Here is a 12,490-nt window from a genome sequence, read left to right as displayed (position 1 = left end):
AAGGCACCCAAAGCGGCGCGGGGGGCCGTACGCATGACCCCACCTGCGACGGAGACAACACTTCGGTAACAGGCCGCGCCGCTTTGGGTGCCTTGTGGGTCCCGTGTGCGGTTTGTGGCCGAACAATGAACTGGACCGGCCTGTGAGCGCTCCCTAGGGTCTCCCGCGATCCATATCCCGAGGGGGACCATTGACTTCCGTACTGCTCCGCCGGCTCGGCCGTCTGGGCATCGCCGGTGCGACCGCCGCCGCGGCGGTCGCCATGACCGCGGGCCCGGCGCACGCCGCCGACCAGCTGTGGCTCTACGCCCCGTACCAGCTCACCGTCCCGGTCGCGGACGCCCAGGGCAACGCGCTCTCCCGGACCCTGGACTTCGGCCTCTCCCACGACCTGGCGGCGAACACCGTCACCAGCGGGAGCATCACGGTCGACATCAGCGGTCTGAGCGGTGTCGCCACCGTGGTCTGGCCCAAGCAGTGCAAGGCCACCGGTGCCACCGCCGTCTGCGCCGTCGGCGTCGCCCTGGTCGGTGCCGGCGGCACCCGGCTCGACCTCGGGCTCAAGGCCGCCCCCGGGGCGAAGACCGGCGACCACGGGACGGTGCGGTTCACCGGCCAGGCGGGCGGCATGACCGCCTACCCCGCCACGACCCAGATCACCGTCGGCTCCGGGCCGGACCTGGTCGCCGCCCAGCTGCCGGCGGTCAGGAACGCCACGCCGGGCATGGTGCTGAACCAGCAGCCGTCCTTCAGCAACCGGGGCAACGAGGCTGCCGACGGGGTCACCCTGACCCTGTACACCAGCCGGGGCGTACCGTTCCTGGACAGCTACGACAACTGCTCCTACAGCGACGAGCGGGACGCCACCATCGCGGTCGCGGTGTGCCGCATCGACGGAAGCTTCGCGCCCGGGGCCGACTACACCCTGGACGCGCCGGTGCGGCTCAAGGTGGCGCCGTTCGCCCTCTACGAGGGATTCGAGTTCGCCGTCCAGCCCGGCACCGCCGCGCTGCAGGCCGACAAGGGCCTCAAGCCCGGTCACGGACGGACCCTGCGCCTGGTGAAGCGGGGCGCGGCACCGCGTGCCGGGGCCGACCTGGACCAGTCCGACAACGATGCCTCCACCGACTTCACCGTCCGCAACACCGCGGACTTCGAGGCCGTGGGCGCCCGCGTGCACGGCGCGGCCGGCACCACGGTCGAGGCCGACCTGGCCGTCGTCAACCACGGGCCGGCCTGGGTCGCGTCCCTGCGGGCCGGTGAGTCCATCGCCACCCTGCAGGTCAGGGTGCCGGAGGGGACCACCGTGGTCGGCGTCCCCGACCGCTGCTCGGCACGTACCGCGGACGGCGGCACCTTCGAGGGCACCTCGGGCGCCCCGCTCTACCGGTGCAGCACCGCCATGGTGGTCAACCAGGGCGAGCGCGTCCCGCTGCCGTTCAAGCTGCGGATCGACAAGGTGGTGCCGGGCGCCACGGGTGCGGTGTCCTTCCTCACCTCCGGCCCTGACGGCGGCCCGATGCCGTACGACCCGCACACCGCCAACAACCGCTCGGTGATCACGGTGAACGCCCCCGCCGCTGCGGGCTCGACCGGCGGCGGCACCGCGGGAGGATCCACGGGCGGCTCCACCGGCTCCACCGGCTCGACGGGCACGGCCGCCGGCGGCAACGACCCCGCCCCGCAGAGCACCGGCGGCACCTCCGCCGGGACCTCGACCGCCGGCGACGGCTCGGCCTCCGACGGTTCGCTGGCCGCGACCGGCTCCTCGGGCACCGGGCTGCTGGCCGGCGCCGGAGCGGTGGCCGTGGTGGCGGGGGCCGGTGTGGTCCTCGCCGTCCGGCGGCGCCGCGCCTGACGGTTCCCGGGGCGGCGCGGCGGACTTCCGTCGCGCCGCTCCGGCAGGCCGGGCCCGGGTGATCAGGGCGCCGCGGGCCGTCCGGTGCACCGGCTGCCGGTCAAGGGCCACATCGGCTGAAATCGACCATGGTCAGTGGGAGTGCACAACAATTTCGCAACAACTCCACGGCATGGTCCCATTCGCCCCTTGTGCGGGTGCGGGCGCGGGAGCGGGGCTGGTTGGATCCGTCCTTCTGAACCTCACTCCTCCGCTGTAGAGGATTCCATGGGACACCAGCCCACCCGACGGATCGTCAGGTCCGTCGCCCCGGCCGCCGCCGCGGCCCTCGCACTCCTCGCCGCAGGCGTGCTGAGCGCGGCCCCGGCCCACGCCGAGGGCCGCCACAAGTACATGTACCTCGAGATCCCGGAGGCCGTCACGGTGCTGCCGCGTACGGCGGCGACCGGGGACGCCTTCAAGCCGCTCGTGGTGAGCGTCACCGACGACGAGGGACTGCCGCTGAGCAACCTGGTGGCCACGGTCGACGCGAGCGCCCTGGCCGGCAAGGCCGAGCTCCAGCTTCCCGCGGGCTGCTCCTTCACCGACGCGGCACACCTTCGCGCCTCCTGCACCGCGGCCAAGGCCGCCAGCAAGACGGACTTCCGGCTCGGCATCCGTGCCGCCCAGGGCGCGACGGCAGGCGCACACGGCGCCATCCACTACACGGCCACCGCCGACGACGCCACCCTGGAGACGGACCCGCTCGACCCGTCCGCCACCCAGGTCACCGTGGCATCCGGCCCCGACCTCGCCGTCCGGCAGCTGCCCACCGAGACCAAGATCGTCCCCGGAGGCAGTGTCACCGTCCCCGCCCAGGTGGCCAACATCGGCGACCAGGACGCCAAGGGCCTGGTGATGATCGCCGAGCTGGAGAACGGCTTCCGGCTGAGCGGCAACTACCGCAACTGCCGCTACGGGGTGGGCGGCGCCGAGTCCGTCGGCGGGACCGCCGTGCTCTGCCGCTTCGACAGCACCACCCTTCCCGTCGGCGCCACCTTCCAGCTCAGCGCACCGCTGACGGTCAGCGCCGCCAAGGACGCCGCCACCGGCTTCCTCGCGTACGCCTTCGACGTCGCCGGCGGCCAGATCGACGGCAGCCGCGTCACCGGCGGCACCCCCGGCACCGGCCCGGAGCTGACGCTGTCACCCGTGCCCGGAACCCGCGCGGCCGTCAAGGACATCGACTTCAGCGACAACACCGCCACCACCACCCTCGACACCGGCCTGCGGACCGACCTGGCGGTCTCCCCGGTCAGCGTCTCCGGCACCGTGGGCAAGCCGCTGGCACTCGGCCTCACCGTGCGCAACGTCGGCACGGCCGCGGCGCAGCCGTTCGGCACCGGCGGCTTCCAGCCGCCCTCCGGGGAGGTGCCCGCCAGCGTCTCCGCGCTGGCGCTGGTCGGCCTGCCCGCCGGGGTCGAGGTCCAGCAGGCGCCGCGGTATTGCACCCCGGAGCCGGACTTCACCGTCCCGGCCGGGGCCGGAGCCATGGCCCAGCGTTTCACCGGCCGGCTGCGCGAGCAGCTGCGCAGCGCGCGGACCCGCGCCCAGGGCGCCCCGTCGTATCTGTGCTGGGTGGGGGGCAAGCTCGCGAGCGGCGCCTCCCGGCAGCTGGAGTTCACCGTGAAGCCCAAGCGGACGCTGCACCGCGCAAGCGGCCTGTTCGCGGTCATGGCGCTGTCGGTCGACAGCAACGAGGCCAACGACATGGCGTGGATCCGGATCACCGCCGAGGCCGCCGCGGGCGGTTCGACGGTTCCGGTCGGCTCCACGGGCGGCAGCACCCCGGCTCCGCAGACCACCGGCGGCACCTCCGCCGGGAGCCCGTCCCCCACCGCCCCCGCCACGGGCGGCTCGGCCGGCGGCTCCGTCTCCGGCGGCTCCCTCGCGGCGACCGGCTCCTCCGGGACCGGACTGCTGGCCGGCGCGGGAGCGGTGGCCGTGGTCGCGGGTGCGGCAGTGGTCCTCGCGGTCCGGCGGCGCCGGGCCTGACGGCCTCGGTGCGGCGCGGCGGACTCCCGTCGCGTCGCACCCTCCGGCCATCGATACCCTTGTGGGGTGACAGAGCAGACCTCCGCCCCCGCCGCCCCGGACGACCTTCCCGAGCAGATGCGGGTCAGGCGCGAGAAGCTGGACCGGCTCCGCGCAGCCGGCGTCGACCCCTACCCGGTCGGCTTCCCGCGTACGACCACCATCGCGGACCTGCGGGCCGAGCACCCCGACCTCGCCCCCGACACCGCCACCGGTGTCCGGGTGGGCGTGACCGGCCGGGTGGTGCTCAGCCGCACCGGCGGCAAACTCTGCTTCGCCACCCTCCGGGACGGCACCGCGGACCTCCAGGTCATGCTGTCGCTGGACAAGCTGGGCGAGGAGCGGCTCGCCGACTGGAAGCGCGACATCGACCTCGGCGACCATGTGGGCGTCGAGGGCGAGGTGATCACCTCCCGCCGCGGCGAGCTGTCGGTGATGGTGGATCGCTGGGAGCTCACCGCCAAGTGCCTGCGCCCGCTGCCGGACAAGCACAAGGGCCTCACCGACCCGGAGGCCCGGGTCCGCCAGCGCTATGTGGACCTGATCGTCAACCCCGAGGCGCGCGAGCTGCTCCAGCTGCGTTCCCGGGTGATCCGCTCGATCCGCCGCACCTACGAGGACCGCGGCTACATCGAGGTCGAGACGCCGATGCTGCAGCCGATCCACGGCGGCGCCAACGCACGGCCCTTCGTCACCCACATCAACGCCTACGACATCGACCTCTATCTGCGCATCGCCACCGAGCTGTACCTCAAGCGGCTGGTGGTCGGCGGCGCCGAGAAGGTCTTCGAGATCAACCGGAACTTCCGCAACGAGGGCGCCGACGCGACCCACAACCCGGAGTTCACCGCGCTGGAGTCCTACGAGGCGTACGGCGACTACGGCACCCAGGCCGAGCTGACCCGGGCGATCATCCTCAACGCCGCCCAGGACGCCCTGGGCACCACCGTGGTCCGTGGCGTCGACGCCCACGGCAAGGAGCAGGAGATCGACCTCGCCGAGCCCTGGAGCGAGGTGACGGTCTACGGCGGCATCTCCGAGCGCCTCGGCGAGGAGGTCACCCCGGAGACCACCGTGGAGCAGCTGCGCAAGCTGGCGGACGCGGCCGGTGTGCCCTACGAGCAGAAGTGGGGCCACGGCCAGATCGTGCTGGAGATGGTCGAGCGGCTGCTGGAGGAGAACGCGGTCGCCCCGACCTTCATCAAGGACTACCCGGTGGAGGTCTCCCCGCTCACCCGGCAGCACCGCAGCCTCCCCGGGGTCGCCGAGAAGTGGGACCTGGTGATCTTCGGCACCGAGCTCGCCACCGCCTATTCGGAGCTGATCGACCCCGTCGAGCAGCGCGCCCGGCTCACCGCGCAGTCGCTGCTGGCGGCGGGCGGCGACGTGGAGGCCATGCAGCTGGACGAGGACTTCCTGCGCGCCCTGGAGTACGCCATGCCGCCCACCGGCGGCATGGGCCTGGGTGTGGACCGGCTCATCATGCTGCTCACCGGAAAGAACATCCGGGAGACGGTGCTCTTCCCCCTGGTCAAGCCCGAAGGAGTGTGACGGCAGTGGACTACGTCAGCGCGATCGTTCCCCCGCTGGTGATGGCGGTCGGATTCTCGTTCGTCATCAGGGCGATCATCCGCAGCCAGGGCGGCGCCCAGAAGGCCAAGGAGGACGCCTACGCGGAGGCGCTGGCCGCCGGGCGCGGCGACGCCGCGGAGTAGCCGGCCGTACCGGCTCCCGGGCCCGCCCGGCACCCCCGCACACCATGTGCCGAGGCCGTCACCGCACCGCGGTGGCGGCCTCGCGGTCTTTGGGGGCCGCCGGGCGGTCCGTACGGCTCCTGCGCCACGCCGCAATTCCCGACTAAGGTGAATTTGTCCGCTTCGCCGCCTACCGTGGGGGCGCTGCCGACTCGGCCGAGGGAGGTGCTCCGGATGGTGCGGCAACTCGGTGAGCTCGAGAACGAGGTCATGACCCGGGTGTGGCAGTGGAACCGCCCGGTCACCGTCCGCGAGGTGCTGGCGGATCTGCACCGGGAACGCGAGATCGCGTACACCACCGTGATGACAGTGATGGACAAGCTGTTCCAGAAGGGATGGCTGCGCCGGGAACGCGAAGGACGCGCCTACCGATATGAACCGGTCTCGTCCCGTGAGGCGTACACCGCAGCGTTGATGAACGACGCCTGGGCGACGAGCGACAACCCGGCCGCCGCACTGGTGCACTTCTTCGGGATGATGTCGCCCGAGCAGCAGGAAGCGCTGCGCGACGCATTGCGGGTCGCGGCTCCCCATGGTGAGGCGGTGCCCCCGGGTGAGACGGGGGAGGGAAGTCCGGCGGACGGCGCGGCACGATAGCGTCTTCTCATGGAGGTCACGATCCGCCGGGCGCGGACAAGCGACGTGCGGGCCGTGCGCCGGCTCATCGACGGCTATGTGCGCGAGCGGATTCTGCTCGACAAACCGACGGTGACGCTCTTCGAGTCCGTGCAGGAGTTCTGGGTCGCCGAACGGGACAGTGACGGCGAGGTGGTGGCCTGCGGGGCTCTCCATGTGATGTGGGAGGACCTCGCCGAGGTGCGTTCTCTTGCCGTGGACCCGTCATGCCTGGGCCGGGGAGTCGGGCATCTGCTGCTGGACAAGCTGCTGCAGACCGCCCGCTGGCTGGGCGTGCGTCGTATTTTCTGTCTGACGTTCGAGGTGGACTTCTTCGCGAAACACGGCTTCGTGGAGATCGGCGAGGCGCCGGTCGAGGGCGATGTCTACGAAGAGCTGCTGCGTTCCTACGACGAGGGCGTCGCCGAGTTCCTGGATCTCGAACGTGTGAAGCCGAACACGCTCGGCAACTCCCGCATGCTGTTGCTTCTGTGAAGGAAGCGGGACCGCTCTGGCCCTGTGACGGTTCCACTGGTATGGCCCGCGCTCCGGACGGCAGTCCGCCGACCGACTTCGCACCGGGGGTTTGTGTTTTCCGGAGAAAGGCGGTTTCCTTTCCCCAAGGCAATCCGTCGTTTAGTGGAAAGGGAAGCCCGTGGCGCAGAAGGTGCAGGTTCTTCTTGTCGACGATCTCGACGGTGGAGAGGCGGACGAGACGGTCACGTTCGCTCTCGATGGAGTTGCCTACGAGATCGACCTGAAGAGCGCGAACGCCGACAAGTTGCGTGAGGTGCTCGCCCCCTTTGTCGACAAGGGACGCAAGCAGAGCGGACGGCTGACCGCCGCCCGCGGGCGCGGCCGCGCGGCCGCCGCCACCGCCCGCCCGGCGGCCGGCCAGGACACCGCGAAGATCCGCGCCTGGGCCAAGGAGAACGGCTTCACCGTCAATGACCGCGGGCGCGTCCCCGGGGACGTCCGGGTCGCCTACGAGAAGGCCCACGCCTGATCGCGGCGGCGCCGCGCGGACACATCCGCAGCCATACGGGGGCGGAGGCGACTCCGCCCCCGGGCAGACCGGTCGAATCGGATGGAACGGCCGTCACAGCGGGTATGACAGAGGTGACGACGGGATGGTCCACCGCACTGCCGCAAGCCGTGTGTCGGCGGTCGCGTTCGCCATGGGCGTAGCGGTATCAGGTGGATCCGGCTGGCCTGCGGGAACATCGTCTCGCAGCATCGGGTTGGGACTGTTGTCTGCTGTCGCGGGGGAACGCGTCGCGACGGGTGTCGACAGTTGAAGTGAGCTGTCCCGCTGGGCGGGACTAGCATGCGGAAGGACAGGGAGGGGACCGACCCCTAACTGCCCGACCGCTCTGAGGAGCGATAACGATGTTCGAGAGGTTCACCGACCGCGCGCGGCGGGTTGTCGTCCTGGCTCAGGAAGAAGCCCGGATGCTCAACCACAACTACATCGGTACTGAGCACATCCTCCTGGGCCTGATCCACGAGGGTGAGGGTGTCGCTGCGAAGGCCCTGGAGAGCCTCGGGATTTCGCTCGAGGCGGTCCGCCAGCAGGTGGAGGAGATCATCGGCCAGGGCCAGCAGGCCCCGTCCGGCCACATTCCCTTCACCCCCCGTGCCAAGAAGGTGCTGGAGCTCTCCCTGAGGGAGGCCCTGCAGCTCGGCCACAACTACATCGGCACCGAGCACATCCTGCTCGGCCTGATCCGGGAGGGCGAGGGCGTCGCCGCCCAGGTCCTGGTGAAGCTCGGCGCCGACCTCAACCGGGTGCGGCAGCAGGTCATCCAGCTGCTCTCCGGCTACCAGGGCAAGGAGACCGCCACCGCCGGCGGCCCGGCCGAGGGCACGCCCTCGACCTCCCTGGTCCTCGACCAGTTCGGCCGCAACCTCACGCAGGCCGCACGCGAGGCCAAGCTCGACCCGGTCATCGGGCGCGAGAAGGAGATCGAGCGGGTCATGCAGGTGCTGTCCCGCCGCACCAAGAACAACCCGGTGCTCATCGGTGAGCCCGGTGTCGGCAAGACCGCCGTCGTCGAGGGCCTGGCGCAGGCCATCGTCAAGGGCGAGGTCCCGGAGACGCTGAAGGACAAGCAGCTCTACACCCTCGACCTGGGCGCGCTGGTCGCCGGTTCCCGCTACCGCGGTGACTTCGAGGAGCGCCTGAAGAAGGTGCTCAAGGAGATCCGCACCCGCGGCGACATCATCCTGTTCATCGACGAGCTGCACACCCTGGTCGGCGCCGGCGCCGCCGAGGGTGCCATCGACGCCGCCAGCATCCTCAAGCCCATGCTGGCCCGCGGCGAGCTGCAGACCATCGGTGCCACCACGCTCGACGAGTACCGCAAGCACCTGGAGAAGGACGCCGCCCTCGAGCGCCGCTTCCAGCCCATCCAGGTCGCGGAGCCGTCGCTGCCGCACACCATCGAGATCCTGAAGGGCCTGCGCGACCGGTACGAGGCGCACCACCGGGTGTCCATCACCGACGCCGCCCTGGTCGCCGCCGCCACGCTGGCCGACCGCTACATCTCGGACCGCTTCCTCCCCGACAAGGCGATCGACCTCATCGACGAGGCCGGCTCGCGGATGCGCATCCGCCGCATGACCGCGCCGCCGGACCTGCGCGAGTTCGACGAGAAGATCGCCGACGTGCGCCGGGAGAAGGAGTCCGCGATCGACGCGCAGGACTTCGAGAAGGCCGCCTCGCTCCGCGACAAGGAGAAGCAGCTCCTGCAGGCCAAGGCCAAGCGGGAGAAGGAGTGGAAGGCCGGCGACATGGACGTCGTCGCCGAGGTCGACGAGGAGCTGATCGCGGAGGTCCTGGCGACCGCGACCGGCATCCCGGTCTTCAAGCTCACCGAGGAGGAGTCCTCCCGGCTGCTGCGCATGGAGGACGAGCTCCACAAGCGCGTCATCGGGCAGAAGGACGCCATCAAGGCGCTGTCCCAGGCCATCCGCCGTACGCGGGCCGGCCTCAAGGACCCCAAGCGCCCCGGCGGCTCCTTCATCTTCGCCGGCCCCTCGGGCGTCGGTAAGACCGAGCTGTCCAAGACGCTCGCCGAGTTCCTCTTCGGTGACGAGGACGCGCTGATCCAGCTCGACATGTCCGAGTTCAGCGAGAAGCACACCGTCTCGCGGCTGTTCGGCTCCCCGCCCGGATACGTGGGCTACGAGGAGGGCGGCCAGCTGACGGAGAAGGTGCGCCGCAAGCCGTTCTCGGTCGTCCTCTTCGACGAGGTCGAGAAGGCCCACCCGGACATCTTCAACTCGCTGCTGCAGATCCTGGAGGACGGTCGCCTGACCGACTCCCAGGGCCGGGTCGTGGACTTCAAGAACACGGTCATCATCATGACCACCAACCTCGGCACCCGGGACATCTCCAAGGGCTTCAACCTGGGCTTCGCCGCCCAGGGCGACATCCAGACCGGGTACGAGCGGATGAAGGCCAAGGTCGGCGAGGAGCTCAAGCAGCACTTCCGCCCCGAGTTCCTCAACCGTGTCGACGACATCGTGGTCTTCCACCAGCTGTCCGAGGACGACATCATCCAGATCGTCGACCTCATGATCGCCCGGGTGGACGAGCGGCTCAAGGACCGGGACATGGGCATCGAGCTCGGTACCGAGGCCAAGAAGCTGCTGGCCAAGAAGGGCTACGACCCGATCCTGGGTGCCCGCCCGCTGCGCCGCACCATCCAGCGTGAGATCGAGGACGTCCTCTCCGAGAAGATCCTCTTCGGTGAGCTGCGCCCCGGTCACATCGTGGTGGTCGACACCGAGGGCGAGGGCAAGGAAGCCAAGTTCACCTTCCGCGGCGAGGAGAAGGTGCCGGTGGCCGATGTGCCTCCGGTCACCGCCGCCGGCCCGGACCTCACCAAGTAGGCTGAGACGCACGTACGGAGCCGCCCCGGACACCGTCCGGGGCGGCTCCGCCATGACAGGGGAGGCCATCCGGGATGATGCGCAGCGCGCGACGCCTGACCGCGGTCCTGCTCCTCGGGGCGGCGCTCACCGCCTGCGGGGGCGCGGGAGGCGCCCCCGGCCCGGCCGCGCGTACGACGGCGCCCTCCACGACCGCGACGCACACGGCGGCCGCGGCGCCCGGGCCGAACGACCGGATCGCCGGACTGGGAGCCGACTGGCTGGCCAGGATCCCCGGCAACGCCCGCCAGGTCGTGGTGGCCTACGGGGACGGCAGCGCCTCCGCCACCGGCCGGGTGGTGCTGTACCGCAGGCAGGGCGGGCTCTGGACCGCGGAGGCCGCCTGGGCCTCGCACAACGGCAGGCGCGGCTGGACGCCCCGGCACCAGGTGGGCGACACCCGGAGCCCGGTCGGGGTCTTCACCATCCATGACGCCGGCGGTGTCCTGCCGGACCCGGGCGCCAAGCTGCCGTACCACCACGACCCGGCCTTCACCCCGCCGGCGTCCTGGGGGCCCACGCACCGCCATGACTTCGACTATGTGATCGCCATCGACTACAACCGGGTGCCCGGCAGCTCGCCCCTGGACCCCCGCCGCCCCCAGGGCGAGCAGGCCGGGGGCGGCATCTGGCTCCACCTGGACCCGGGCTTCGGCTCGTCCGCCTGCGTCACCCTGCCCCGGCAGGCCATGCAGACCTTGCTGCGCACCCTGGACCCGGCCCAGCACCCCGTCGTGGTGATGGGTCCCCGCAGCACGCTCGCGGCCTGAGGCCGCACCGGACCTCACCCGGTCCGGACCGCAGCACCCGGCCGCCTCGGGGCGGGCCGGGGCGGCCAGGGCCCCGGCCCGGGCCCGGCGGGCACGGTCGCCGTACGGCTCATCGGGGCGGATAGAGCGAGTAGCCGGGGAAGTTGCCGTAGAGCTTCTCCTCGGCCCCCTCGGGGCCGTGGGTGACCGCCTGCACCAGCAGGTCCCCGCCGACGAAGGCCCCCTTCCAGGAGGCGCCGAGGCCGCCGAAGACCTCCTCGCGGTCACCGCGGCTGCGCGGCCGGTTGACGCCGATCTTGAAGGCCAGGATGTCGGGGGTGACCCTGGCGGCGAAGTCCTCGTCGTCGGTGGCGAGGCTGGCGACCAGCGAGCCGTTGCCCGCGTTCATCGCCGCCAGCAGCTCGGACTCGGTGTCCACCAGCACCACGGAGTCCAGCGGGCCGAAGGGTTCCGAGTGGTGCAGCGACCAGTTGGCCGGCGGTTCCAGGACGCAGGCCGGGGCGATGTACGCGGAGGTGTCCAGGCCGGGCGGGAAGGCGCCGTCGCAGAGCGAGCCGCGGTGCAGCGGCACGGCCCGGCCGCGTACCGCCTCCTCGAACTGGGCCGTCAGCTCCCGGGCCTTCGCCGCATGGATCACCGGGCCGAAGTCCAGCTCCGGCAGCGGGTCCCCGGGGTCGGCGACGGCGAGCGGATGCCCGAAACGGACCTCCCGCACCACCGCGAGATAGGTCTCCAGGAAGGCCGGGAAGAGCGAGCGCTGCACCACGTACCTGGGGTAGGCGGTGCAGCGCTGCTTGGCGTACTCGAAGCCCTTGCGCAGATGGGTGGTGAGCGTCTCCCACTGGGAGAAGTCCCAGATGCCCCAGGTGTTGAGCCCCTCCTGCTCCAGGAAGTGACGGCGGTTCAGATCGGCCAGTGCGGTGGCGGCCCGGCGGCCGTTGGTCCGTCCGCCGACGAAGGCCAGGGCGCCGAGCCCGGGGGAGCGGATCAGCGCGTCGGCGATGCTGCCGCCCGCGCCGGAGAGCAGGGTGACGGGCAGTCCGGCGCGGCGCATCAGGGCATGGGCCAGGGTGAGGCAGTGGAAGCCGCCCTGCGAGGGCGTCTTGGCCACCACCGCGTTGCCGGCCAGCAGCTGGACCAGTTCGGCGTGCACCTGGACGCTCATCGGGTAGTTCCAGCTGGCGATGTTGGAGACGGGGCCGGGCAGCGGCCGGCGTTCCGCCGGAGTGCCGTGGGCGAGCTGCCGCTCGATCTCCGCCAGGTACCAGCGCACTCCGTCCAGTGCCCGGTCGACGTCGGCGCAGGCCAGCCGCCAGGGCTTGCCGATCTCCCAGACCAGCAGCAGGGCCAGCAGGTCGCGTTCACCGGCCAGGGCCTCCACGGCGGCGGCGACGCGCGCCCGGCGCTCGTCCAGCGGGACCCGGCCCCAGGCGCGGTGCTCGGTGATGGCGAAGGAGACGGCGGCCTCGGCCGCCTCGATGCCG

10 protein-coding genes are annotated in these 12,490 nt (G+C 71.5%); 9 read left to right on the top strand and 1 reads right to left on the bottom strand.

All coding sequences use genetic code 11. From position 1 onward, the window contains the following. Positions 1-190: 190 nt before the first annotated feature. The 9 genes from AOK09_RS29960 (at position 191) to AOK09_RS29925 (ending at position 11,006) form a co-directional block, all read left to right on the top strand. Complete coding sequence (locus AOK09_RS29960; RefSeq protein ID WP_079063547.1) at positions 191-1,858, top strand: LPXTG cell wall anchor domain-containing protein; 1,668 nt, start codon at positions 191-193, stop codon at positions 1,856-1,858. A 267-nt stretch (positions 1,859-2,125) separates the two neighbouring features. Next, positions 2,126-3,892 carry an LPXTG cell wall anchor domain-containing protein gene (locus AOK09_RS29955; RefSeq protein WP_055590370.1) on the top strand — a complete coding sequence of 589 codons (1,767 nt, stop codon included), beginning with the start codon at positions 2,126-2,128 and terminating at the stop codon, positions 3,890-3,892. 66 nt (positions 3,893-3,958) lie between these two features. Further along, on the top strand, positions 3,959-5,482 hold the full coding sequence (gene lysX, locus AOK09_RS29950; protein WP_079063546.1) for a bifunctional lysylphosphatidylglycerol synthetase/lysine--tRNA ligase LysX: 1,524 nt from the start codon (positions 3,959-3,961) through the stop codon (positions 5,480-5,482). Between the two features lie 5 nt (positions 5,483-5,487). Beyond that, positions 5,488-5,646, top strand: a complete 159-nt coding sequence (locus AOK09_RS40940) for a hypothetical protein (protein WP_169797079.1) — start codon at positions 5,488-5,490, stop codon at positions 5,644-5,646. A 213-nt stretch (positions 5,647-5,859) separates the two neighbouring features. Then, positions 5,860-6,282 (top strand): BlaI/MecI/CopY family transcriptional regulator, encoded by a 423-nt coding sequence (locus tag AOK09_RS29945; RefSeq protein ID WP_055590369.1) that lies wholly within the window; start codon positions 5,860-5,862, stop codon positions 6,280-6,282. Positions 6,283-6,291: 9 nt separating this feature from the next. Then, the gene (locus AOK09_RS29940; RefSeq protein ID WP_055590368.1) at positions 6,292-6,795 is read left to right on the top strand and encodes an amino-acid N-acetyltransferase; all 504 of its coding nucleotides are present in this window, start codon (positions 6,292-6,294) and stop codon (positions 6,793-6,795) included. Between the two features lie 160 nt (positions 6,796-6,955). Further along, positions 6,956-7,306 carry a histone-like nucleoid-structuring protein Lsr2 gene (locus AOK09_RS29935; RefSeq protein ID WP_055590367.1) on the top strand — a complete coding sequence of 117 codons (351 nt, stop codon included), beginning with the start codon at positions 6,956-6,958 and terminating at the stop codon, positions 7,304-7,306. A gap of 383 nt (positions 7,307-7,689) precedes the next feature. Then, entirely contained in the window at positions 7,690-10,197 is a 2,508-nt protein-coding gene (locus AOK09_RS29930) for an ATP-dependent Clp protease ATP-binding subunit (RefSeq protein ID WP_055590366.1), read from the top strand. A 74-nt stretch (positions 10,198-10,271) separates the two neighbouring features. Next, the gene (locus AOK09_RS29925; protein WP_055590365.1) at positions 10,272-11,006 is read left to right on the top strand and encodes a L,D-transpeptidase family protein; all 735 of its coding nucleotides are present in this window, start codon (positions 10,272-10,274) and stop codon (positions 11,004-11,006) included. 109 nt (positions 11,007-11,115) lie between these two features. On the opposite strand, the gene AOK09_RS29920 is transcribed toward AOK09_RS29925, so the two are convergent. Then, the coding region (locus AOK09_RS29920; RefSeq protein ID WP_055590364.1) for an aldehyde dehydrogenase family protein at positions 11,116-12,490 on the bottom strand (1,375 nt) is incomplete at its 5' end.

The organism is Peterkaempfera griseoplana (assembly GCF_001418575.1).
In the GTDB taxonomy this organism is placed as follows: Bacteria; Actinomycetota; Actinomycetes; order Streptomycetales; family Streptomycetaceae; genus Peterkaempfera; species Peterkaempfera griseoplana.
This window is presented reverse-complemented; position numbering and strand designations above follow the sequence as displayed.

Bases quoted from the DNA above. Each gene is read 5' to 3' on its own strand.
- AOK09_RS29930 (WP_055590366.1), top strand. From the start codon at position 7,690: ATGTTCGAGAGGTTCACCGACCGCGCGCGGCGGGTTGTCGTCCTGGCT.
- AOK09_RS29925 (WP_055590365.1), top strand. From the start codon at position 10,272: ATGATGCGCAGCGCGCGACGCCTGACCGCGGTCCTGCTCCTCGGGGCG.
- AOK09_RS29945 (WP_055590369.1), top strand. From the start codon at position 5,860: ATGGTGCGGCAACTCGGTGAGCTCGAGAACGAGGTCATGACCCGGGTG.
- AOK09_RS29940 (WP_055590368.1), top strand. From the start codon at position 6,292: ATGGAGGTCACGATCCGCCGGGCGCGGACAAGCGACGTGCGGGCCGTG.
- AOK09_RS29955 (WP_055590370.1), top strand. From the start codon at position 2,126: ATGGGACACCAGCCCACCCGACGGATCGTCAGGTCCGTCGCCCCGGCC.